This is a genomic window from Paenibacillus sp. D2_2 (assembly GCF_031199965.1).
GTDB lineage: Bacteria > Bacillota > Bacilli > Paenibacillales > Paenibacillaceae > Fontibacillus.
Genome location: NZ_CP133605.1, coordinates 4432182 through 4456600 on the forward strand (window position 1 = coordinate 4432182; position 24419 = coordinate 4456600).

Annotated in this window: 17 protein-coding genes, 4 pseudogenes and 1 other annotated feature; all 21 genes and pseudogenes read right to left on the bottom strand. The window is 46.0% G+C overall.

Annotation, left to right across the window (positions count from 1 at the left end):
* Nucleotides 1–43: 43 nt before the first annotated feature.
* Nucleotides 44–892 carry a carbohydrate ABC transporter permease gene (locus tag RE628_RS22630; RefSeq protein ID WP_309155217.1) on the bottom strand — a complete coding sequence of 283 codons (849 nt, stop codon included), beginning with the start codon at nucleotides 890–892 and terminating at the stop codon, nucleotides 44–46.
* 19 nt (nucleotides 893–911) lie between these two features.
* Entirely contained in the window at nucleotides 912–1805 is an 894-nt protein-coding gene (locus RE628_RS22635; protein ID WP_309155218.1) for a carbohydrate ABC transporter permease, read from the bottom strand.
* A gap of 61 nt (nucleotides 1806–1866) precedes the next feature.
* Nucleotides 1867–2922, bottom strand: a pseudogene (locus tag RE628_RS22640) (ABC transporter substrate-binding protein); the annotation flags it as partial.
* 15 nt (nucleotides 2923–2937) lie between these two features.
* A complete protein-coding gene (locus RE628_RS22645; protein WP_309155219.1) occupies nucleotides 2938–3183 on the bottom strand; it encodes a hypothetical protein in 246 nt (81 codons plus the stop codon).
* Nucleotides 3184–3216: 33 nt separating this feature from the next.
* Nucleotides 3217–5546: pseudogene (locus tag RE628_RS22650) on the bottom strand (glycoside hydrolase family 65 protein).
* A 162-nt stretch (nucleotides 5547–5708) separates the two neighbouring features.
* Nucleotides 5709–6719 carry a LacI family DNA-binding transcriptional regulator gene (locus RE628_RS22655; protein WP_309155220.1) on the bottom strand — a complete coding sequence of 337 codons (1011 nt, stop codon included), beginning with the start codon at nucleotides 6717–6719 and terminating at the stop codon, nucleotides 5709–5711.
* A 126-nt stretch (nucleotides 6720–6845) separates the two neighbouring features.
* Nucleotides 6846–7414 (bottom strand): annotated as a pseudogene (locus tag RE628_RS29800) (acetylxylan esterase).
* Entirely contained in the window at nucleotides 7404–7799 is a 396-nt protein-coding gene (locus tag RE628_RS29805; RefSeq protein WP_375142986.1) for an acetylxylan esterase, read from the bottom strand. The pseudogene RE628_RS29800 and the gene RE628_RS29805 overlap by 11 nt, the downstream one beginning before the upstream one ends.
* A gap of 50 nt (nucleotides 7800–7849) precedes the next feature.
* The gene (locus RE628_RS22665) at nucleotides 7850–8146 is read right to left on the bottom strand and encodes a sensor histidine kinase (RefSeq protein WP_309155221.1); all 297 of its coding nucleotides are present in this window, start codon (nucleotides 8144–8146) and stop codon (nucleotides 7850–7852) included.
* Between the two features lie 5 nt (nucleotides 8147–8151).
* Nucleotides 8152–10776: a histidine kinase gene (locus RE628_RS22670; protein ID WP_309155222.1), complete on the bottom strand. Its 2625-nt coding sequence runs from the start codon at nucleotides 10774–10776 to the stop codon at nucleotides 8152–8154.
* Nucleotides 10773–12104 carry a response regulator gene (locus tag RE628_RS22675; RefSeq protein WP_309155224.1) on the bottom strand — a complete coding sequence of 444 codons (1332 nt, stop codon included), beginning with the start codon at nucleotides 12102–12104 and terminating at the stop codon, nucleotides 10773–10775. Before RE628_RS22675 ends, RE628_RS22670 begins: the two co-directional genes overlap by 4 nt.
* A gap of 56 nt (nucleotides 12105–12160) precedes the next feature.
* Nucleotides 12161–13063, bottom strand: a complete 903-nt coding sequence (locus tag RE628_RS22680) for a glycosyl hydrolase family 28 protein (RefSeq protein WP_309155225.1) — start codon at nucleotides 13061–13063, stop codon at nucleotides 12161–12163.
* Complete coding sequence (locus RE628_RS22685) at nucleotides 13035–13628, bottom strand: hypothetical protein (protein ID WP_309155226.1); 594 nt, start codon at nucleotides 13626–13628, stop codon at nucleotides 13035–13037. The genes RE628_RS22680 and RE628_RS22685 overlap by 29 nt, the downstream gene beginning before the upstream one ends.
* A 40-nt stretch (nucleotides 13629–13668) precedes the next feature.
* Nucleotides 13669–14613 (bottom strand): glycoside hydrolase family 43 protein, encoded by a 945-nt coding sequence (locus RE628_RS22690; protein WP_309155228.1) that lies wholly within the window; start codon nucleotides 14611–14613, stop codon nucleotides 13669–13671.
* 12 nt (nucleotides 14614–14625) lie between these two features.
* Nucleotides 14626–16158, bottom strand: a complete 1533-nt coding sequence (locus RE628_RS22695; protein ID WP_309155229.1) for a glycoside hydrolase family protein — start codon at nucleotides 16156–16158, stop codon at nucleotides 14626–14628.
* A 63-nt stretch (nucleotides 16159–16221) separates the two neighbouring features.
* Entirely contained in the window at nucleotides 16222–17064 is an 843-nt protein-coding gene (locus tag RE628_RS22700) for a carbohydrate ABC transporter permease (RefSeq protein WP_309155230.1), read from the bottom strand.
* Nucleotide 17065: 1 nt separating this feature from the next.
* Nucleotides 17066–18034 (bottom strand): carbohydrate ABC transporter permease, encoded by a 969-nt coding sequence (locus RE628_RS22705; protein ID WP_309155231.1) that lies wholly within the window; start codon nucleotides 18032–18034, stop codon nucleotides 17066–17068.
* An 80-nt stretch (nucleotides 18035–18114) separates the two neighbouring features.
* The gene (locus RE628_RS22710) at nucleotides 18115–18966 is read right to left on the bottom strand and encodes an extracellular solute-binding protein (protein ID WP_309155232.1); all 852 of its coding nucleotides are present in this window, start codon (nucleotides 18964–18966) and stop codon (nucleotides 18115–18117) included.
* Nucleotides 18936–19529, bottom strand: a complete 594-nt coding sequence (locus RE628_RS22715; RefSeq protein WP_309155233.1) for an ABC transporter substrate-binding protein — start codon at nucleotides 19527–19529, stop codon at nucleotides 18936–18938. Before RE628_RS22715 ends, RE628_RS22710 begins: the two co-directional genes overlap by 31 nt.
* A 200-nt stretch (nucleotides 19530–19729) precedes the next feature.
* Nucleotides 19730–20814, bottom strand: a pseudogene (gene asd, locus RE628_RS22720) (aspartate-semialdehyde dehydrogenase).
* Between the two features lie 191 nt (nucleotides 20815–21005).
* Nucleotides 21006–21266: a binding site (T-box leader), on the bottom strand.
* Nucleotides 21267–21333: 67 nt separating this feature from the next.
* Nucleotides 21334–24375, bottom strand: a complete 3042-nt coding sequence (locus RE628_RS22725) for a glycoside hydrolase family 2 TIM barrel-domain containing protein (protein WP_309159538.1) — start codon at nucleotides 24373–24375, stop codon at nucleotides 21334–21336.
* Between the last annotated feature and the right edge of the window lie 44 nt (nucleotides 24376–24419).

The window sequence follows — 24419 nt, forward strand, 5'->3', positions numbered from 1 at the left end:
CTTTTGAACTCTCGCTATAAGAACATGAACGCATTCAGTAGCATCAGCCTTTTACAGCCGAAGAAATTGAAATGCCTTCGATGAAATATTTTTGCGCAATAAAGAACAGAATTAATGCTGGCAGCATAATGAGAATTGTCGCAGCCATCAACATGTTCCACTCGACGTTATACATCCCTTTGAACATGGACAAACCAAGTGCCAACGTATATTTATCATTAGAGTTCAAATATATCAACGGGCTTTGGAAGTCATTCCACACCCCCATAAAGGTGAAGATGGAAACCGCAATAAGCGGAGCCTTTGAGAGCGGAGCTATAATCCGAGTAAAAATATGCCACCGGTTCGCTCCATCCACAAATGCTGACTCATCCAGCTCACGCGGAATACCGCGCATAAACTGACGAATCAGGAAGATGTTAAATGCTCCTCCGCCCAATCCACCAAAAAATGCAGGCAATATCAACGGTAAGAATGAATTGGTTAAGCCGACTTGCTTGAAGAGCAAGAAGGTCGGGATCAATGTTACCTGGCTCGGCAACATCATCGTAGCCAGCAGGATAAGGAACAAAGTTTGTTTGCCGCGGAAATTGAAACGCGCGAATCCATAGGCACAAAGAGCCCCCGTAAAAATAGTTCCTATCATAACCGGAATGAGAATAATTACCGTGTTACGCAGAAATAAAAAGAACGGAATAGCAGTTACCGCATCCGAGTAGTTGGACCATATCCATTTCCGTGGGAAAAAGGAATTTCCGAACACTTCGGCCGGTGTTTTGAGCGAAGTAGTTACCGTCCACAGTAGTGGTACAAGTACAATTGCGGTGCCCACAATGAGAATCAGAAGAGCGAGCCACTGAGATGGATTCATTTTTTTTAGAGTTTTTTGCATAGTAGGTCTCCCCCTTCCTTTAGTCTCGATCATCGCCCTGGTAGTACACCCAGAAGGACGAACTGCGGATAACCAGAAGCGTAAATACTAGAATTATCATGAACAGAATCCAGGAGAGCGCAGACGCATAACCCATATCGAATTCTTTAAATGCCTTGTTGTACAAATAGAGATTGTAGAATAAGGTCGAGTTGAGCGGGCCGCCATTCGTCATAACGAATGCCTGGGTGAAATATTGGAATCCACCGATAATTCCCATGATCAGATTGAAAAATATAGTTGGGGTAATCATCGGTAATGTGATGCTGAAGAAACGACGGAATACACCAGCACCATCAAGTTCCCCTGCTTCGTAAAGATCTTCTGGCACCCCTTGTAGACCTGACAAGTAAATGATGATTGTATTGCCGACTCCCCAAAGCCCCATAACGATCAGAGCGCCAAGTGCATAACTAGGATCCTGAAGCCAAGCCGGCCCTTGAATACCGAACCAGCTTAACGCCTGATTCAGAATTCCGTATTCCGGGTTGAAGATCATCACCCACATCATCGAAGTGGCAACAGCTGGAATTACGGATGGCATAAAATAAATAAGGCGGAAAAATTTCATTCCGCGTGTACGCATATTGAGCAGTAAAGCCATCAGAAGCGAAGCGACCTGATATAAAGGTACTGACACTAATGCAAAAATAAAAGTAACTTTTAGCGATTGATAAAATAAGTCGTCGTGGAAAATAGCTTTAAAGTTATCCAGCCCTACGAATTGAATGGACTCAACGCCGGTGATTACATCCCATTTACTGAAGGATAATATTAGTGAAAAAATCATCGGCCCAAGCGTGAATAAAATCAGTCCTAGCAGCCAAGGGAGAATATACAAGTATCCCGCTCGATCCGATTTGGTGTTATTCATGACAACCTCCTTGATAGAAGCGGTGAAGCACCGAAATCAGCGCTTCACCCGCAGCAATTTTTTACTTGATTTTGGAATCGACAGTTTTAGCCGCTTCATCAAGCGCGCCCTTCACATCCGCCTTGCCAAGCAATACTTTCTCCAAGGCTTGAGTGAATGCATCTTTAAAGATTGGGCCGTTACTAGAACGCATTGTCACAGGTTTCTGTGCAAAATTCATCATTTCAATGACTGGTTTATCTTTTTCTTCGGTTGCTTTAACTTGATCAAGTTCAGCTGTAGTAGCAGGCAATACTAGACCGTCTTTGGAACGAAGCTTCTGAGCATCTGTACCGGACAACCATTTCATCAGTTCATATGCTTCTTCTTTATGCTTCGATTTCGAGTTCATAGCCCAGCCTGCAGCTGCGATAATGCCAGCACGTTCACCGTTCGGACCTTTTGGAATCAAGGCAGAACCGTACTCTACATCGGATTTATCCAAATCGGATTTGACCCAACGTCCAGTAACCATCATAGCCAATTTATCCGTCATGAACATGGAGGAGTCTCCGCCCATCGTTTGTGTATCTTGAGGAGTCGGCGACACTCTGTTCGCGCCTATAGACATATCAACGTACTTCTGCATAGCACTTACCGTTTTTTCACTATTCATGAAGCCTTCAGCTTTAGTACCATCTTCATTAGCAATGTCGGTATCGTGCGCCCACAGGTAAGTGTAGATCGGGTATTCCCAAGTGCCTGCATTGAAACCGAATTGAGTATATTTGCCGTTTTCTTGCTTAGTCAGTTTTTGCGCTGTTGCAATCATATCGTCCCAAGTCCAGTCATCGCTTGGATAAGCAATACCGGCTTCATCAAAGACACGTTTGTTGTACCACAGAGCCAACGGATTGAAATCCTTTGGTAAATAATACAACTTGTCGTTGATCCGTCCCATATCGACCAGATCCTTTTGAAAGATGCCTAAATCGAAAGATTGATCCTTCGCGATATAATCGTCAAGTGGTTCAATTACACCTTTGTCTACAAAAGAGTAGAAGTCACCTTCACCAACAAGGAATACGTCCGGTGCAGTACCACTTGCGAGCGAAGTCGTCAACTTGGTACCATAACCATCGCCAGGTACCGGCTAAAATTTAACATTGATATTCGGATGGGAAGCATTGAATTCATCAGCCAGAGTCTGTTCGACAGATCCACTGTTTACATCTCCCCAAATGGTGAAGGTAAGATCAACCTTCCCTTTGCTTTCGGTATTTCCTTTATTAGAAGCAGAGTTGCTGCTGCTATTGTCCGTTTTGCCCGTGGAGCAAGCGGAGAGTAGCATTACTGAAGCGAGAACTGTTGCCATTGCAATTGACCATTTCTTTTTCATGTTGAATGACCTCCCATTATCATTTTCTAGATATTAATTAATAATAGTATTGCCTTTGATCTCCTGCGATTGACCGTTTATGAATAATTGAACCGGCTCACCTGCAGTGTTGTTAATAGAAATTTGCTCGTGCGTGATACTGATTTCAAGCAACTTGCCCTGCCAATGCAGCGGGAAGCTTAATTTCTCCCAATGCTCCGGAAGCTTAGGTGCTAAATGAAGCTGACCATCTAGCATTCTTACTCCGGCAAAGCCTAATACAACACACTCCCAAATCCCGCCAAGTGATGCGGAATGGATACCAGCATCTGATGAATGTACCTTCGGTCCCAGATCGATCTCAGCTGCTCTCTTGAAGAGATGATAAGCGAGTTCTTTGTCGCCGAAGTCGCTGGCCAGAATCGAATGAGTCGAGAGAGACAGCGATGAATCATGCAACGTCTTTTCTTCGTAATATTCATAGTTCGCGAGCTTCACTTCAGGTGTAAATTTATTTTCCAACAAGAAGAACAGCATCATAATGTCCGCTTGCTTCGAAACCTGCATATTACCAACCTGATCCAGGTTGTAGTCATTAAATATACTTCCTACTTTTTCCTGATCCTTGTAAGGCGTTAGATCAATAATTTCTTTCTGCAAATATGTGTCGTCCTGAGGAATAATCAGATTCTCATTCGGCTGTGGAAGATAGATCAGATCCAGCTTGCTCTCCCATACCTTCCGAGCTTCTTGTAAGTTAAGCAGTTCATTATAACGCTTAAACAGTTCCGGACTCTCTGTCTCTAGCTTGCTGTAATACTGCATTGCCAATTCAATATTGAAATGGGCCATGTAATTGGTGAAGGCATTGTTGTCCACATGCTCTTTGTACTCATCTGGACCGACAACTTCGTTAATCTCATAACGTCCTTCCGATTCGTCCCACTCCAGCCGACTCGCCCAGAATATCGCCGTATCAAAGATCATCTCGTAGCCGTAACGCTCCATGAAGTCTTCATCTCCGGTTGCCCGGTAGTAGTGCCATACGGCATAAGCGATATCAGATGTAATATGCTGCTCGATAAATCCAGACCAAATCTTTGTCTGCTCTCCTGTCACGATATCAACCGCGCCCCAGACCGGCGTTACTTCACCATCGGATGGCCAAGCAGCTTCCCAAGGATACATCGCTCCGGCAAAGCCGTTCTCCTTCGCTTTGCGGCGAGCTCCTTCAAGACCTAGATAACGGTATTCCAACAGCGAACGAGCTGTCTTAGGATTGCTATAAATATAGAATGGCAGAATGAAGATCTCTGTATCCCAGAAGGAATGTCCTTTGTAACCTTCGCCACTCAATCCTTTCGCACCAATCCCCATTCTCCGGTCATGGGCCGGGTCATGACGACCAGATGGTACAATGCGAAGCGCAATGCCAGAAGGTCAAAAGAATCCTTCGATTCGATCGTAATTCCATATTCATTCCAAACCTTCGCCCAAGCAGCTGCATGATCGCGGAACAGTTCATTGTAACCTGTAGTATACACGCTTCTCAACTCGCCAAGAGCATGTTCTCTCATCGCTGGCAAGCTGTAATCTTGCGCAAAAGCTTGGTCACGGCTTGTATGAATCGTTACTACTTTCTCGAAGCTGAGGTTCTGGCCTTCTTGAAGATCTACACTGTAAGCGATTGCCACCTTACGACGATCGATCTCCATTGCCGGATTAACCTCAATTTCCTGACCATCTAATTTTAAGCGATGTGCGGCTCCAATGACAAAATCAACTTTGGATTCTGTTGTTGTCTGAATTAGCTCCAAGTATTTCTTATCATAAATCCGTTTCTCGCCTTCATGGAAATGCTGACTACCGCTATTGCTGACCTGAGCATCAATGCCTGACGCGATCGACAATTTAACAGGTCCATTTAGAACCTTCACGTCCAGCTTCATAGCGATCAGATGCAGACGATCTAGAGATACAAACCTGCGGAAAGTAAATTCCAGCTTCTTGCCTTCCTCATTGCTCCAGATGAAGGAACGAACCAGTTCCGCATCACGTAGATTCAAACTGCGGCTGTATTCTGTCACTTCTCCCTGTTCCAACGAGAATCTCTTACCGTCGATCCGGATATCTAGCCCAGTGACGTCCGCCGCATTTGGCAGTTCACTCACTTCAAATTCGTCGAAGCGGTTAAAGGTACCGTTTACGAACAGATTACGCTTCTCTCCAACGTAGGATTCTTCGGCTGCGGAACGCAGTCCCATATAGCCGTTGCCTAAAGCCATTACAGCTTCGCACTTTCCGAGCGCAAGGGTCGAGAAGTTCTCCTCCGTTACTACCCAGTCCGACGCTCCGTCCGGCAGTTTCTTGTTGTAATTTAGCATGGCTTAAATTTCCTTTCTACTCCTGATTCAATTATCCTCTGACACTTGTAAACGTTCCCGAAATCGTTTTCGAATCTGAAAAAAAAGTTCGAATCCGATTCCGAAAACTCTCTTGTTTTTTAGTCTATGTTGCAAAGGTTTTCGAAAACGTTTTCGAACATATTATAAAGTCATTATCGATTGTCTGTCAACTATTTTGAAGGGAAGAATTTTATTGTAGCCTGGCAAATTATTCTCCAACATCTTCACTACCTGCTCCAAAGCCGCAAAACCAACGCCTGCGAAATCCTGCCTAATCGTCGACAGCTTAGGCGTTGTGTAACTGGATAGCACGATATCATCGAAGCCCATAATCGAAATATCCTCTGGGATGCGAATACCGATCTCTTTACAACGGTTCATCATACCGATTGCCATTAGATCACTGGATACAAATATTGCTGTCAAATGAGGATTGTTATTAATGTAAGATTCCGTCAACTCATAGGCTTTATCTTCACTAAAATCGGCCTCGATCACACGCGAAGCAACGAAGGTAATTCCCGCGCTCTCTAACGCCTCACGATAGCCCTGTTCACGCTGAATACTAACCGTCGCATATTTATGCCCATTCACCATACCGATCTCGCAATGTCCTTTGCTAATCAAGTATTGCACTGCCCGCTTAGCAGCCAGTAGATTGTCCGTAATAACAGAGCCTGTATGCGGCCCTACTGTATGAGCATCGACGACGATACAAGGAATATCGCTCTCGACCAGTTCTTTAAAGTAAGGGTCAGTCGTCCGCAGACCTGAAATCACGACTCCTGCTATTTTGTGGTCTTTACAGAATTGCCAATAAGACCGATCCTGCTGCTCGGAAAGGCTGCGGGTATAGATGACAACCTCGTACCCATATTGGGTAGCGGCGGCATATACCCCGCTCATAATTTGAAACATAACGCCGTCCTTACCGCTCGTCTGCTCAAAGTTGGATATGATTAGCGCAATCGTCTTGGTTACTTTATGCTTGAGATTCTTCGCGAGCATATTCGGAGAATAATTCAGCTCCTGAGCCGCTTTAAGAACCCTCTGCTTGGTTGCTTCACTTACATCGCTATATCCGTTTAAGGTCTTGGAGACCGCCGAAATGGAGACATTAGCATGCTTGGCCACATCTTTAATAGATACCATTGTGTTTGCACTACCATCCTCTATTCAATTTTCATCATTTTCTGTTTCGTTTTCATTATAGCATATAGGTCAAAGGCAGGAAAAAGCTTGTAAAGTTGAAATTCCAACTTTACAAGCTTCATGGCATTACTCTAAAAAAAATTGCATCGTCCTATCCGACGACTCTGGCAAATATTCATGTCCGAAGTCAGGATAAATAACGAGCCGCTTCTTCGCATTCATTTTATTGTAGGCTGCAAATTGCGTTGAAGGCGGACAGATGGTGTCCATTAATCCAACGATCATCATCACTTCGCCTTTTATCCGTTCAGCCAGGAACTGGATGTCGATATAGCCAAGCTTCTCGAATATATCATGCTCACGTTCATGCAACATATCATAATAGCGGAAATATGTACGCAGTTCACCGTATGCTCCCTGATCCAGATCCATATCCCATGTACGCTTGTAATCACTAAGAAAAGGGTAGATCGGCGCCAGCTTCTTCACCCTTGGCTCCAATGCAGCACATGCTATTGTAAGCCCGCCTCCTTGTGAGCCCCTACCGCATATACGCGATCCGGGTCAACTTCCGGCAGTTTCATCGCTATCCCGGCAAGCTGTGCCGTATCCAAGAATATATGGCGGAATAGCAGCTCATCCGGATGGTCATCTAGACCGCGGATAATATGTCCATGGTGGGTATTACCCTTCACCCCTCCTACATCTTCCGAGCTCCCCCTGACCGCGGCAATCCATAGCAAGTACAGAGAAGCCTAGCGAGGCAAAGGCCAGTTTCTCACTCCAATCTCCGGCATGGCCAGAATAGCCGTGAAACATAACTACTGCCGGATGAGGTTCTATCGCGTGCTTAGGCCGTACATACTTCGCGTGAATTCTCGCTCCCTTTACACCAGTAAAATACAAGTCAAAGCATTCCGCATTCGGCACTTGAAAGCTGCTAGGAACAAGCTCAATTTGCGAGTCCACCGCACGCATCTCCGCCAGAGCCCGCTCCCAGTATTCATCAAAATCCACTGGGCGTGGATTGGTTCCTTGATAGGTTTTCAATTGTTCTAATGGCATATCAACAATTGGCATACTTCTCCTCCTCTTCCTATTAGCTTACTAACTATATTAACTAGTTAGCTTTATTCGCTGGCTTCATATTCCTTATATTCTTCTTCAGCTTCCTCTGGTCTAGCTTGAACAGGAAGGATGATCGTAACCAGTGTACCTTGAAATTCCTCGCTCTCTATTGAGAGCTTCAATTGCTCTCCGTAATACAATCGCAGACGCTGATAGACATTAATTAGTCCCACACCACTGGAGGATGAAGTCCGGTTTCGGAAGCGTTGTCCTACCGTCACCTCCGTTTCCATCGCCAGCGACTGTCTTACCAGCTCCAGTTCCTCCTCACTCATTCCGACCCCGTTATCCTGCACCATGAGCTTTAAGAATTGCCCAAGGTCTCAGTTCGAATCACCAGTTCGCCTTCTCCATACAATTCCTCGATACCATGCTGTAATGCATTTTCAATGATCGGTTGCAGAATAAATTTGAGTACCGGAAGCCCCATGGCTTGTTCATCCAATTCCCAGCGGACAATGAACTTATTCTGAAAGCGTAGCTCCTGAATCGTCAAATAATTGCGCGCATGCTCAAGCTCATCGGATAGGGCTACAACCTCACTACCTGTATTGATCGTGAACCTGAATATTTTGGCTAACGATTTAACCATCGTGCTTACTTCAGTCGCTCCATACTGATGAGCCCGCATATTAATCGCTTCCAGCGTATTATACAGAAAATGAGGATTGATTTGCTGCTGCAGCATGCCCAGCTCTGCTTTCATTCTTGAAGTAACCAACTTCTTCTCACGTATTTCCTTATCCACATTTTCCTGCATCAGCTCGCGAATCTGTCTTAGCATCTGATTGAAGCTGGCAACGAGCCTGCCGATCTCATCCCGCGGCTGCTCTCCAGCCCTATCCTTCATTTCAGCAGGCAGAGGCTCCTCATTCTCGATAGCCTGCGTTAACCGCTCGATCGGTCTAACGAGCAAATAAGCGATTTGTCTCATTACAAGGAGTATAATTATTATGATAAGCACAAGTAGAAGGCCAAACCGATAAAACATCGAATGGATTTTCAGATAAATATCATCGATTGTCATGAAGATATACGAATACCAGCCAGGCTTCTCTAGACTGCGTTGAACAACCACCTGGTTGCTGCCCTCCACCTGCTGAATCTGCACGTCAAGTTCTTCCTTGTCTGGAACGCTCCATTGACTGACCGCAGCTTCTTGGAATGATTTAGGTGTAAGATGCGAGTAGATCAATTTCCCTTCACGATCAAGGATAACGAAGCTCTGCTTACGATCTGTCGTCGCATACGAGAAGGCATCTTCCTTCAATACCACCTGCAGGAATGCCGTAGTCGGCCTATCCGTGACACCGGACGAAACCTCCAGCTTCTTCACAAGCATTAGAGCCGGGTGGCCGTATACATCCTTGAGTCCGGTCAACCAAACCATCTCCTCAGCTTCAAGCTGCTCCAGCACATTTTTCTCATAGGAATGGAGCTTGAACAAGGTCCGATTATTATTAAAGACCGAGGAATATTTGGCTACTCCACTCACATCATAAATTACAAAATAAGAAATATCATTGAGTCCCGGATAGCTTGATACCGTGAAATCATCCATATTTCCCCTATACAAATAAGGCGAGGTCAAGTTCGTCAGCCTGCTGTCTGTGGACAATCGATTTGTTAAATTCTCATACCGTTCCACTCGGCTTTGCAGCTCGGTAACTAAATGATCCGAGGACTCTACAGATAGATCCACCGCTTTATCGAATACATATCTGTACATTAAAAAAGCGTACATGACGATAACAAGCAGCACGGGAATCAAGACTGAGGACAGCAGCATAACGAGCATCTTCTTGCGGATCGTAAACCTTGATAACCAGCCACGCGAAAAGCGCTGCTCCGGTATGCTCCTAAAATCAAGGTCATTTTCCTTCTTCCATACCGCTCTCGCCAAGGCCTGATAAGGATACATCACCGCATTGGCAAGCCGATAGGCAATCATCAAGCTAAGCAGCAGGCTGCAGGCAAGGAAGATGATAAAAGTATAAGTATCGCCCCACTTCCAGATTGAATCATTTTGCATCTGCTCAAAGATAATGACACGTATGCCGTAAGGGGGAACGGGAACGGTCCTGACATAATAGCGGCCGCCCAGAAACTGCTCCCATTCCGTCTCTCCGGCAGCAGCCAGCTTAGCCGCCTTCTCCATAAGTTCCCGATCAGGTACATTCGTCCATAAGATCTGCTGATTTTCATCCAGAATCCCCACATATCCATTCCAAATTCGGGATGAAGGTAGCTCGGCCGTAAGTATACGCTCATCAAACACAATGACTGAGAGCACATTAAGGGCGTTAACCCCGTTATTAATAATTATATGACCTTCAATACTGGTAGCGAATTGACTTAATCGATCCCATGTTTCTCGCGGCAGCAAGCCCCTCTTCCCCTCTAACACGCTGGAGAACATACCTTCTGGAATATAAGCCGGCATCCCGTAATAACGAGTTAACAAATCTAACAGTCCGGCATCCTGCAGATCCTCGATCCACGGAATTTGACTGTCATCTATCGATTCGCCAGATTTCATTAACTTACCGAAATTTTTCTGGTTGATGTTATCGCCTATGAAATAGATACGTTCCACCGCCTCCGGCGACAGATGAAGCTGTTCCAGACGCGACGACAGCTCCTGCCGTGCAATTCGCTCTTCCTCAGAAGGACGCAGGCTGTAGAAAGAACGAGCATACAGAATAAAATCATTTTGCTCCAGCTGTAGAGCCAATGAGTTCATTTCATTCAGTTTCGATATCATTTGGCTCTCAATATGACTTGCTATATTCTGTTCGGATGCCCTTCTGATCTCGGAGCTGGTATCGTTAATATTCCATGAGCCAATTCCGAAAATGATAATCTCGGACAATAGAGTAAGCAGCAGTGCTACACCTATGAGCATGTTGCGGTAATAACGGAATTTCATGGCACTTCTCCTGCATAAGCGGCATTTCGATATTCAAGCGGAGAGAGCTGAACATATTTTTTGAACACTAGTGTAAAATACCTCGGATTTTCATAACCTACCATTTCTCCAACCTCATGTACCTTATGATTGGTTTGCTTAAGCAAGCTCTTAGCCTTTTCAATACGGAATGAGGTAATGTAATCTATATATTTCTGGCCTGTCAGTTCCTTGAACAGATAGCTCAAATAGCTGGCGTTCAAATGTACATATTCGGCTACATCTTCCAGTGTAATCGTCCGGTCATAATTGCGATCGATAAATTGCTTGGCTTCTTGGATTAGTCGGTGTCCATTGTTAATCTGCTCCGCATTACGCACAGCTTCTTGCGGTTCTGCCGCAACGATGCTCTGTAAATCTTCACTAGCTGAATCATCCTGCCGAAAAAGCGCGGTTGCCTCCTGATAAGATCTATAAATCTGGTTTGGCTGCTGTACAACTGTTCCAATGGTATACACCAGCTTAGATTTAAACAGGCCCCGGAATCGCTTCAGACCCTGTATCACCTGCTCAAGCTCAACGACTAACGACTGCGGATCTTCCTTATAGCCGTCAATCGCCGCCCGATCCGTCCAGATCAGCACACATTGCCCGTCGGAATCGACATAATGGTAGCCTTTATCCCATAGATCCTGCATCAAATTGTCCAACGTAAATAAAATAAGGCTCCAGTCCTTTTCTCTAACTCCTCTAGGGCGCTTCGGATATTCTGTAAAACGGAGCAAGCACACAACATACTCGTTGTATTCCTCCAGCATAATTTCCGCAGCGCTGCTTTCCAGTTCAATCGCATCCTCTTTCATCTCAGTAAGCAGAAGGTCGCTTAAAAAGCGCTTTCGTAAATGTTGTACCGAAAGCTTCGCTTTACGTTCCCATACTGCACGCTGCAATTCATGGACCCGCTCCTGCTCGATCAACCGCACCGCCTTGGCTAATATTTTGCCGTAATCCCCAAAATCTAGCGGTTTCAGCAAATAATCAAGTGAGCCGTGCTTCATGCAGGTTCTCGCATATTCGAAATCATCATAACCGGACAATACGATAATCTTCATATGGGGATATCGAGCAGCAACCTTCTCCGCTAACTCCAGACCGTCCATCAGTGGCATACGAATATCCGTCACTAGCAGATCAACCTGCTCATTCATCATCGTCTGCAAGGCAAATAAGCCATTCTCACAATCTGCAACAACGTCAATACGATAAGAAGAATAGTCAAAGCTACGCAGGCCTTGTCTAATTTCATATTCATCATCAACGATCATCAGGTTGTACCGATTGTTAGTCATAGCATCTCTTCCTTTCTTGTTCGCCTTACTCCGATGTTAATTACACGGTCATCTAGTTAGGACAAAGTCAAATTCCTAACATATTCATTTTTTTTAAGAGGAATATCCCCGAGCCTTTCAGCCTGCTTCCCGCCGATAACCAATCCTTCAATATGGACGCCATCAACGATATGCGAAGCATCAGAACCGTGAAATAATGAAGCAGTACCCTCTGGAATCTTAATATTACGGAAAGTAACATTACGAATCTGTCCCGGCTCCTGATCGACCGACCAGCGATCCTTAAAAATAAGACAAATCATTGCATGCTGCCGTTCTTCCTCAATAGTTATATTCTCAAAGCGGATATTCGAAATCGTTCCCCGGTCACCAACGACAATACAGAGCGAACCGACCTCCTCCGTCCATACTGCCGTGCTGTGAACTACATTACAGTTTTCGAATACGACGTCTGAAATATCTGTTCTCGTCTCTCCGGCAATTCCGAAGCAGCGTACTTTATCGTTCCATACTGTGCAATCGGATACATAAATATCACGACCTCCTATCGCTGGCGGCGCATCCATCGCCTTTACAGCAACGGCATCATCGCCAGTACGAATGAAGCAATCGGTCACCTGAATCCGTTCGCAGTTCACAATATCGATTCCATCACTGTTCTCACGATAACCGATCAATGTCAGATCGGCAATGGAGGAATCGACACAATTGGACAGATGTATTGTCCAGTGTGAGGTTCCTACAATCGTCAGACCTTCTATCGATACATCTCGGCAGCCTGTCAGCAGCATCACCTTGCGTGCATGCCAGTCTAGCATCGACATATCAATAATGCCTCTGCCATGAATTCGTATACTCTCAGCTTGTTCAGCAGTAATAAAATCAACGTAATTCGGTTTATTCGCCCAGTCGCTAGCAACAACAGGAGCTTCATCCTCCGGTACATACAACTGCAGCACCGCTCCACCTGGCAATATATAAGGATTCGCCGGACCGCAGTTCAAACGAGCTTACCTTATGCAGACCCGGACCATAATACTTTACCTTACTATCCGTCGGATCGGCTGCCCCTTCTTCCTTAGCGTGCAAAGTAATAACTAGAGGACGCTCCGTATTCCCATTAGCCTCCACAATGATTTTCGCGGGTCTGTCTACCGGAATATGAATCTCTTGATCGACTAGCTTCGCCTCGACCCCTAAAGAGAGCGGGCGGATCACAGCCGACTCGGTACTCCCTCTTCTCTTGGCAATCAGCTTGAAGCCTCCCGGATCACCGACGAAGCTTAAGGAGGCAAAAGAAAGCGGCCCTCCATTCGTAACTGGCGCAGCATATACGGGCACTGCCTGGCCTTCTACATACAGCTCCCAATCACGGGACAGCACAAGTCCTTCCGGATCAGGTGCAAAAGCGTCTTCGCCCTGCGTTCGCAATCTTTCCTCATTCGAGGAATAGCTTATTCCAACATGCGCAGGATCTATTTTTATAAGTGTTCCATTACTATTTACGATAATTTCTGCTTCCATTTTGATCTCTCCTCTGTAGTTCTGTAGCTCAAGCTGCGGTTTAAAATAACAGCATTAAGCGACCCGCCTGATAGCCTGCCTTAAAGAAGGCCGGACGTTCATAAGGATGTGTATTCGGCAGATGCAAAGAGACAAGCAGTTCTCCCTCAAAGGTACGGAACAGCATACCATGACCGCCGTTCTTTTCGAACAGCTGCTCACGTTCCTGAACCCATGGGCCTGTAATGCTGCCGCTCTCAGATCGGGCTATTCCGATTGCGTATCCGTCCTTACCGTGACTGGACCAGATCATCAGCAGCTTGCCGTCAGGTGCAAGATAAAGGAAGGGGCCGTCGGTTACAAAATTACTAGGTCCCTCTTCCTCCACTGGCCAGTGTGCATCGGTAGCACGGAACAAGACGAGTGGATCACTTGCTGGCCCAGATAAATCCGCTGCAAGGCGCATCGCACACATCTCGCCATTTCCCACCTGCGTCCATTCATGGCAGAAGATCATCCACGGATCACCATGCTCATCCGTGTACAGTGTACCGTCGAGGCATTCCCAATCCGCAGGCGTAACTGGCCCTTCCCCCATAGGCACAAATGGCCCTAGCGGAGCATCCGCTTTAAGAATCTGAGTCCCCCGGCATTTGCCCTCAGCTTTAAAGCTGGCGAACATATAATATCCGCCCTCGTAATAATGCACCTCTGGTGCCCAAAAATGATGGTCCGCCCAGAAGCCCTCAGGCTTCCGGAATACCGGGAAGGGACCTTCCCAGCGGTGTAAGTCGCGGCTACGGTAGCCGTCAAAGCCAATAGCAGCACCGCCCCATGAAGTCACCCCCATAGTTCCGTACATATAATAAAAGCCAGCGTCTTTATCGGCATATACGAACGGATCACGGATGTGTATATCGCCAAGCTGCAGTAGCTTCTCTTGCGCGTCCTGATACGGTAAGCTTCCCGGCTGTATAGCATCCTGCTTCATCATATCTCGATTCAACCTACCCACCCCCTACTTTACTTCGATATCCTTAACATAATCGTTAACGGTAAATAAAGGATCGTCTTTCTTCAGCTTCTCGCCGTTCACTGTTATATTCTCGAACCGGACTTTTGAGATTAGCCGATCCTTGCTCCATCCCTCAAGCTTAATTTCATTAGAACCATCAGAATAGGATTCGATATTCCGATATGTGATGCCGCTGATCTGTCCAGGCCAGGCCCAGTTGCCCTGCAGCGCTCCGAAATAGAACGTATCTGACATCTGAATATTGATTAGGCGCTTCGCCTTTTCAACCCGGATATTCTCAAAAGTTACTTCACTGATCTCCGTCCCATGTAGCGCAAATATGTTAATGGCCGACCGATCCGGTAATACATCAGGATGATCCCGATCATCATAATTGTGCAAAATATCGATATTGCTGAAGGTGATATTCCTGAAATAAGGCGCTACGGTCTCTGCACCAATACCAATCGCATTATTCGCATCCGCCCAGAGTTGGGCATTTTTGTACGTAATATTGTAGACAGGCAGTGCATCCTTTGGCTCTTCATGGGACAATCCCTTAATAGCTACCGCATCATCTGCGGAATGAACAAAGGACCCGTCGAACACAATGTCGTGGCTGCTGTTAATATTAAATCCGTCACTGCTTGCAAACCGCGGACTTACCGCCTTATAATTAGTCACCTCTATATTGCTGCTGCCGTGCATCGCTGCTGTCCAACTACTGGCATCCCGGTTGACAATAATATCCCGAATGACAGAATCCGTTACAAAGCCTAAAGTAAGAGCTATATCATCATATTCATCATTGGAACGGTAATCATTAAGCAATATTCCTCTGCCGCGGATCGTAATGTTACTGGCCTGATCCGCCCGAACTCTGCCACGCACCACAGCTCCACCGCTAATATAGAGTGTCTGATCCGATCGCAGTATCAGCGGCGGTTCACCGTAATCTCCCAGATCATGAAAGCCCGGTTCAAAAAATATGACATTCGGGTCATTCTTATCAGGGATATCCGCCTCCGGCTTCTGCGCGAATAAGTGCAACACCTTCCCTTGATAATCGCCGTTGAGGACAATCGTGACTGGAACCTGTCTATTTAATTCAAAGCGAATGGTATTCCCTTCACGTTCTCCCTCAATCCCTAATGATCTTGGAATTATCTCAAAGCTATCGAATGGAAAATCCGGTGTAATCTCCATTTTGCTGCGGCCCGGCATGTCAAAGTAACCGTAAGAAATCGGCTCATTCCAGCTATTAAGACCCGCGTTATACAAATCTATCTCCTGCTCTCCGGCAAACACTTTGAAATCATAGGAGCGATAATTAGCAGGTAGATCCTCAGGTGCTTTATAGTTGATAATCGGCTGTTCTTCCTTCAGCTCAGGAGGCAGGAGCGCCTGCTGTTCCTTAACGCTTGTTGGAGAGCATCCCGAGATCAGAGCAGTTAATAGACCGATTAACAGAAGTATAGTCACCCAACCGTTACCGCGAGCTTGTGGACAGGATATCGCTAGCTTCTTATTTCCCATGAAATGTCACCTCTCAGCCTTAAGCTTCTTTTATCAGTCAGGCACTTAGGCCCTTATAGGCGTTTAGCCTTTTACAGCAGATGCTACTACCCCTTCTACCAAATAACGTTGGCCGATAAAGAAGACAACAATAATAGGCAGCACAAACAAGACCAATCCAGCGCTCTGTACCTGCGTCATAGTAATTTCCTTCTGTCCCGGGAATACGTAACCAATCGAGAATAATGCGGTTGCCAGTGGATATTTAGCGTCCTGCAGGAACATAAACGGCGTAATATAGTCATTCCCCCATGCACCGTTAAAAGCCAGGATCGATACGGTCGCGACTACTGGTAAAGAGATCGGCAGGAATATATTCCAGAAAATACGGAACGTCGTGCACCCGTCGATTCTAGCTGCCTCCTCCAGATCACGAGGAAAACCCGCGAAGAACTGGCGATATAAGAAAATGCTGAATGCACTACCGCCCAGGCCCCAGAAGAACCACGGCCAAAACGTATTAACAAGACCAAGCTTGAAAAAGATAACGTAGGTCGGTATTTGAGTAACGATCCCCGGTAGCATCATCGTAGATAGCATGAGTAGGAACAGTATATTTTTTCCGGGTCCTCTTAATCTAGCGAAGCCATAGCCGACGAACGCGCTTGTTATTGTAGGAATAATGACCGAGAAGGCCGTAATAATGATTGAGTTCTTCGTATATCCCCAATAATCGATAAATGTGAGAGCATATTTATAGTTAATAAAATGCAGGCCCGTCGGCAGGAATGTTGACGCCGCCCCTACCTGCTGCAATGAATTTGTAACCAGCCAATATAAAGGCATCACGAACAATACCGACAAAACAATGAGTAAAACATATACCGCTATTCGGAAAGGCAATCTTTTCATTCCCGCATTAACCATCTTATTTGCCCTCCTGATCTACTTCATAAAATACCCAGAACCTGCTTGTCGTGAATACAACAATGGTTAGAATAAGAATCATAACAAACAGCACCCATAACAACGCCAGACCGTAGCCAAATCGGCCGTAAGCAAATATCTGCTGAAAAGCATGTACCGAATAAACATAGTTCGGTCGAAGCGGCGTCGAGAGCAAACTGTTTGAATTGGCTGCAAGTAGAATGGGCTGCACGAAGATCTGTAGCGAGCTGATAATACTCATAATAAATTGGAAGAACAGTACCGGCGTCACTAACGGAATCGTTATTTTCACAAAACGCTGTATGGTCGTTGCTCCGTCAATCGCTGCCGCTTCATACAGATCCTTGGACACTCCCTTTAGTCCTGCCAAATAGATAAGTATCCCTCCGCCAACACCCCACAGGAGCATAATAATCAGCGGATAGATCGCATAATCGTATCCAAGCCAATCCACCGCCTCCAACCCCAGAGCTTCCAGCAACTTATTCATAATGCCGTCATCGACGAACAAGGAACGCCACATCGTCCCTACAGCAACTACAGGAATAATCGACGGAATAAAGAATAAAGTGCGGTAAATACCGATACGCTTAATATTCTGATTCAGTAGAACAGCTAACAGAAAGCCTAATATAATCGTAGACGGCACCATAATCACAGTAAAAAATAAAGTCCTACCGAGCGAATACATCGCATCATTATCCGTAAAAACCTTGCGGTAATTATCCAGACCAACAAACACCAGACGATCCATATTGAAGCCTGCATAATTGGTAAAGCTCAAATACAGACCATATAAGAGCGGAATTAATCCGAGCACAATAAAAACGATGAACCACGGAGATATAAATAAATAAAACTCTATTGCTTCTTTAAAGCTTCTTCCGCGAAACCTACTTCGTTTGCTGTGGAAGGCAGCGTTTGTCTCATGTACAATCTGTCTGTTCACCAAAAGCCCTCCTTGCTTCCGAGTTCAATTTAAGAAGGGCTGCCGAAAGCATTGCTTCCGCCAACCCTTCTGAGATTCCCTTATGGGCTAACCAGCTGCTTGCCTTCCGTAATGAGCGTGTTCAGCTCCTCTGTCATTTTCTGAACAGCTCCATCGACTGTGTCTTTATCGAAATATACTGGTGTAAAGTACTTATCGATAATGGAGTTCACGGCTTGATAGTTCAAATAAGGGTTATACGGCAGACTTCCATCTGTATACTGAAGTTCATTCTGAATAAAGTCATAGTTCATCTTGTCAAATGTTGATTCCTGAGGCAACATTTCCGTCAATGTCTTGGTGCCTGGCAAGCCATAACCTGCTTTAGCCCGTTCAACGGCAGGCTCTGCTCCGAAGAACCATTCAAACACTTCCCAAGCTTCCTTTGGATGCTTCGTATTATTATAAATAATCGCTCCTGTACCTGCGCCTGTTGGTGAGATCCGCTTGCCGCCTTCCACCACCGGAGCCGGTGCTACGCCAAAATCATCCAGACGGTCCTTTGTCAATTCATTGGTCTTCAGGAAACCTGAGAACCAATAACCTGCAATAATAATCGCGGCCTTGTTATCCACGAACAATTGACCGCCCCAATCTGTCTCCTGCTGTAACGGACTAGGTCCAATTCCCGACTTCGCCGTATCCACCCAGAATTTCAATAAATCCTTCGTTCCCGGTTTATCCAGCTCAGCTTGGCTGAAATCGGCATTGAACATGCTGCTTCCCTGCTGAAGTAATTGCAGATTCAGCAAATCCTGATTCGCTGCAATCGTACTGTTGTAATAAGCAAGACCATACTGCGTTGTCTTCTTGCCATTTTTTACAGTTAGCTTATTAGCAAGCTCAACCAACTCCTGCCAGGTCATCGCTTCTGTACTGCTAGGGAACGGCACCCGGCCTCTTCAAACAATTTCTTGTTATAATAGATCGTATAATCCGGCGACCAGTCTTTAGGGAAACCGTAGATTGCTCCTTCGCCATGCTTACCGGAGGCAAGATCATACTTAAATTGATTCACGACCGGAAGGAAATCTTCCATGTCAAACACTTTGCTGGCTTGGAAATTTTCAGTCAGATCCATCGCCATTCCTTTAAGTACAAAGCCTGGAAGCTCTGTGACGGAATTGGTGCGAATAATATCCGGGCCGTTACCCGCGGCCATCATAGCCATCAGCTTGTTGTAGTCCGCTGAGACAATCTCGACCTTAATATTTGGATGCGTTTTCTCAAATTCAGCTACGAGTTCACTAGTAAATTCCGTGTCGTACATCGTATGACGGATGACTACCTGTTTCTCGTTCTTCGCTGTATCCTTCGACTCTCCGTCCACAGCGTTACTTCTCTCGTTATTGCCTGATGAATTAACCGTATTACCTCCACCACTACATGCGCTCATCAACAGCAGACTTGATATTACAAGTACAGAAAAGCATGCTGTCCACCAAGATCTTCTCATCGATATCCCCCTCGTAAAACCCTTCAGTTGTGTTGTACACCTCAAATTATAAAATTGATCCCTACCCTCAACAACGTCGTATCTTTTTTGATTCGTTCATATTTATTTGGGATTTATCACTTCCATAAAAAAAGCCCGCTTCACCCTAATTAAATTAGAGTAGAAACGGACTTAGTAATAATAAATAGCAATTCCCGGCCTTATTTAGGCTGGATATATCCTTCCGCTTTCAGCAGCTCAGCGATCAGGACGGCACCACCAGCAGCACCGCGCAGAGTGTTGTGAGACAAGCCGACAAATTTATAATCGTATAATGAATCCTCACGTAGACGACCGACGGATACGCCCATACCGCGCTCGATGTTACGATCCAGATTCGTCTGTGGTCTGTTCTCTTCTTCAAAGTACGTAATGAATTGCTTCGGTGCGCTTGGCAAGCCAAGCTCCTGCGGACGTCCAGCAAATTGACTCCAACGCTGAATGATCTCTTCCTTCGAAGGTTTATTCTCAAATTTGACAAACACGGTAGCCAAATGACCATCTGTTACAGGAACGCGAATGCATTGGGTTGTAATCACCGGCGAGCTAGCCTTAACGATCTCTCCGTCTGCAACATGGCCCCAAATACGAAGCGGCTCCTGCTCGCTCTTCTCTTCTTCCCCACCGATATACGGGATAACGTTATCCAGCATTTCCGGCCAATCTGTGAAATTCTTACCTGCTCCCGAGATCGCTTGATAAGTGGAGGCAACCACCTCAGTTGGTTTGAAATCAAGCAAAGCATTTAACGCAGGGACATAGCTTTGGATCGAACAGTTGGGTTTTACTGCAATAAAGCCAGTCTTCGTACCGAGGCGCTTTCTTTGAGCCTCTATCACTTCAATATGCTCAGGATTAATTTCCGGAATCACCATCGGAACGTCCGGCGTCCAGCGATGAGCTGAGTTGTTAGAAATAACAGGCGTACCTGTCTTCGCATAAGCTTCTTCCAACGCACGAATCTCGTCTTTTTTATATCTACAGCACAGAATACAAAATCCACGTCAGCCGCAACTTCTTCTACCTTTGCAGCATCCTGTACGATAATATTTTTCACTTGTTCTGGAATGGGGCCAGCCATCTTCCAGCGATTCTGGACCGACTCCTCGTAAGTTTTGCCCGCTGATCTGCCGCTAGCTGCAATACTTACCACCTCAAACCATGGATGACCATCCAACAGCTGTACAAAACGCTGCCCGACCATGCCTGTTCCTCCGATAATCCCCACTTTAAGCCTTTCTGCCATGATTCTCCATTCCTTTCCTTAATAGCTATTTATTTTGTTTGCATCCGCCGGTATATTCCGTACGGTAAATCCCATACTTTTAAAGGTTGTTTAATTTTAAACACATACTTTTAGTAGATACTTATGCGAATCCTTTGTTACAGGTACCACAGCTTTATTATACAAAAAAATCCCACCCCTAAGACTGCCGTCTTAGGGACGAGATTTGGATTCTCGCGGTACCACCCTAAATTCACCAATATGTCACCATATCAGCCTCTTCAAGTACAGCACAAAGTGCATATACTTTAGCTCTATAACAGGAGCTCCTGTCACACTATCTCCTGATGATCTCAGGTTCCGGAGTGCTGCTCAGAGTCTTTTTCGGATAAGCGATTCTTTGCTCCTTTTCAGCGCAACGGAGCTCTCTGGGAAAGAATCTGTCTACCTACTCTTCTCTTCATCGCATTTATATTACTGATTATAATATAAAAAATTCGGCTGGAGGTAAACCATTTTTCCCCTCTTTTATAGAAATTATTATTCATCTTCTTTGTTTATCAGTTTCAGGGTCAACTCAAAGGTGATTTGTTTCTCTTCAATCCGATAGTTTTCGGCCAATTCCGGACCGCAAGAATTCGATCCGACACCGCTCATCCGGTAATCCAGATGAACAAAAGTCTCTGGCCGTCTCTTCAGCTTGTGAAGATGAGTGGCCGCAGTGAGATCCTGTGTCATATAATGAGCAGCCTGGAATGAGAACGGCTGCGGTGCATCAATGCGCAGTCCCATTCCCCGTTCATTCGAAATGATTGCCCAATTTGTATCATAACGCGAACCGAATTCCTGTGGCACAAGATAAGGTACAAACATTTGATCTACGCTGGTCAGAAATACACCGCGGCGCACACTCAGACGTTTGTCGATATAGCTCTCGTGCGGCCCGAACCCAGAGTATTCTACTTCCTCATTTCCAGGCGCTAATACAAGCTCAAGTCCAAAGCGCGGTAGCCATGGCAGATTCTTTCCTACTTCCGCTGTCGTCTTCAAGGTCAATTCCCCGGAGGCAGTCACTTTCCACTCCATCCGTCCTCGTAGAAATGGAGCATGTATATATGCCCCGAGTGAGTAGTCAATACTAATGCAAATAACACCGTCGGAGTCTACATCCCACTCAGACCGATATACCTTCATCACCGCCTTGTCATAGCCTAACTGCTCCCATGCCTGCCGAATATTACGATCATTGTCTGTGGGCGCACGCCAAATGCTTAGCATCGCAGGGGCTGCTAGCCGCTCGAGTCCATCCCGTTCCAGCTTAATAAGAGTCCCTCGATTCAGATCAAACTCATATCGGAAATCAAAGCCATTCAGCAGCAGCTTGCCGTCAGCTTCTTCGGCGTTAAGCTTTCCTTTAGCAGGCAATATCCGACTTACGGTGGCTTCCCTTGCAATTCCCGCCTGTTCTCTTGGAAATTCCAATTCAGCAAATGTCAATTCATAACCAGGCCCCTCCCACTCCATCTCCCGGTCAAGCCGGAAGGAGAGCTGGAGCACCAGACGTCCAGGATTAGGAGGGAGTGTGTATGGCAGGATTACTGTCTCCCATTCATGCGGCGCCGCCTTTAGTCCCTGTACTTTGCCTTGACCAATAAGTACGTCATCCTCCAAGAGTCTCCAATAAGTTGCAATATGAGAAAGATCCATAAAATCATAACGGTTACCGATTCGCACCTGGCCGGTAGCAAGATCTACCGCCTCCACCCGGACCGGTGCAAGCACTTGCTTCAGCTCCAACAATCCGGCATGTGGTACACGATCTGGTGATACCAGTCCGTCTATGCAGAAATTGCCGTCATTCGGCTGATCTCCAAAGTCTCCACCATATGCATAATAAGGGGTTCCATCCTCTGTATGGGTCAGAATTCCATGGTCCACCCATTCCCACACACAACCACCCATCAACTTAGGGTAGGTCTCGAATACTTCCCAGTAATCACGCAGATCGCCCGGACCATTACCCATGGCATGACTGTATTCACATAGAAAGAGCGGCTTCTTATTATATTCGTTGCGCCCATATTCAGCGCAGCTCTCTACAGAGCCATACATCCAGCTATCAACGTCAAGGCTTCGAGTACGTTCGGGTTCGGACTGAGAATTAGGTGCCCCTTCATAATGGACCAGACGGGATGAATCTCGTAGCTTGATCCATTCAGCCATAGCTATATGGTTAGCCCCAAAACCCGACTCATTGCCAAGCGACCAGATCAGTACAGAGGGGTGATTCTTATCTCGCTCCACCAGACGTTCAGCACGATCAAGATAGGCCTCCCGCCAGTTCGGGTCTTCACTGAGAGCATCCGTCTGAGCAGATGTCCATGGAGTACCTACGCTCATTCCATGGCATTCCAAATCCGCTTCATCGACCAGATAGAAGCCTAGCTCATTGCAAAGCTCCAGGAAACGAGGATCGTTCGGGTAATGGGAAGTCCGCACCGTGTTAATATTATGCTGCTTCATCAGTAGCAGATCGCGCTTCATATGATTTAGTGGAACCGTCTGTCCCAGAAGCGGATGCGAATCATGCCGATTGACGCCCTTCAATTTCAAGGCCTGGCCATTCAACTTGAATACACCGTCTGCTACTTCCACGTGTCGCAATCCTACCTGAAAAGCCAAGCTTTCTTCACCAGCCAGCACGTACAAATCGTACAAGTATGGCTCCTCCGCATTCCAGAGCACCGGACGGTCCACATTAATGACAAGAGTCGAGGAGCTGTGGACGAGTGCTTCGGCAGAACCAATAAGTTGCGCTTTTGCATCCCGGAGCTCTGCCCGCACCTCTAGCGGCCCCGTTGTATCCACTTCAACACGCAGTGTGGCTTTTTCGTAATCCGCATCATATTCCTGACGGTTAAACACATCGCGAATATGTGCCTTGTCACGAGCCAAAAGATAGACATCCCGGAAAATTCCCGAATACCGCCAGCAATCCTGATCCTCCAAATATGTACCATCGCACCACTTAAGCACCAGCACAGCGATCCGGTTGACTCCCGCCTTGAGATAAGGGGTGAGCATAAATTCTGCCGGATTACGGCTGCCTTGACTGTAACCAACGTACTGTCCATTTACCCATAGATAGAAGCAGGAGTTAACCCCTTCAAATACGACATATTGCTCCTTTGCAGTCCAATCGATCGGTACCTGAAAATCACGCACATATAATCCAGCAGGATTATCATCAGGCACATAAGGTGGGTCTACGGGAAACGGATATCTCACATTCGTGTAATGAAGCTGGTCGTAACCGTTAACCTGCCAACAAGATGGAACGATGAGATCGTCCCAATTGCTCACATCATTCTCTTCGTTGTAGAATCCATCGGGTGCATCGACCACACTTGAGAAATATTGAAATTTCCAGTTCCCATTCAAGGTCTGATAAAATGGCGAACGCCCCCGTTTCCGGGACTTGGCGTGCTCCACCGTCTCATAGGGAATATAATGAGCACGTGCCGGCTCTCGATTTTCGTGCAATTTGCCTGGATTTTCCCACAATTTAGGCAGGTTCTTCATGAACACTCATCCTTTCCTCCGAATCATAAGATAACAACTACAAG

Excerpts from the sequence above, each read along its gene's own strand:
- RE628_RS22635 (WP_309155218.1), bottom strand. The coding sequence starts at position 1,805 with ATGAATAACACCAAATCGGATCGAGCGGGATACTTGTATATTCTCCCT.
- RE628_RS22725 (WP_309159538.1), bottom strand. The coding sequence starts at position 24,375 with ATGAAGAACCTGCCTAAATTGTGGGAAAATCCAGGCAAATTGCACGAA.
- RE628_RS22685 (WP_309155226.1), bottom strand. The coding sequence starts at position 13,628 with ATGGAAGCAGAAATTATCGTAAATAGTAATGGAACACTTATAAAAATA.
- RE628_RS22675 (WP_309155224.1), bottom strand. The coding sequence starts at position 12,104 with ATGACTAACAATCGGTACAACCTGATGATCGTTGATGATGAATATGAA.
- RE628_RS22715 (WP_309155233.1), bottom strand. The coding sequence starts at position 19,529 with ATGAGAAGATCTTGGTGGACAGCATGCTTTTCTGTACTTGTAATATCA.
- RE628_RS22655 (WP_309155220.1), bottom strand. The coding sequence starts at position 6,719 with ATGGTATCTATTAAAGATGTGGCCAAGCATGCTAATGTCTCCATTTCG.
- RE628_RS29805 (WP_375142986.1), bottom strand. The coding sequence starts at position 7,799 with ATGCCAATTGTTGATATGCCATTAGAACAATTGAAAACCTATCAAGGA.
- RE628_RS22665 (WP_309155221.1), bottom strand. The coding sequence starts at position 8,146 with ATGGTGCAGGATAACGGGGTCGGAATGAGTGAGGAGGAACTGGAGCTG.
- RE628_RS22645 (WP_309155219.1), bottom strand. The coding sequence starts at position 3,183 with ATGAAAAAGAAATGGTCAATTGCAATGGCAACAGTTCTCGCTTCAGTA.
- RE628_RS22670 (WP_309155222.1), bottom strand. The coding sequence starts at position 10,776 with ATGAAATTCCGTTATTACCGCAACATGCTCATAGGTGTAGCACTGCTG.
- RE628_RS22695 (WP_309155229.1), bottom strand. The coding sequence starts at position 16,158 with ATGGGAAATAAGAAGCTAGCGATATCCTGTCCACAAGCTCGCGGTAAC.
- RE628_RS22630 (WP_309155217.1), bottom strand. The coding sequence starts at position 892 with ATGCAAAAAACTCTAAAAAAAATGAATCCATCTCAGTGGCTCGCTCTT.
- RE628_RS22700 (WP_309155230.1), bottom strand. The coding sequence starts at position 17,064 with ATGGTTAATGCGGGAATGAAAAGATTGCCTTTCCGAATAGCGGTATAT.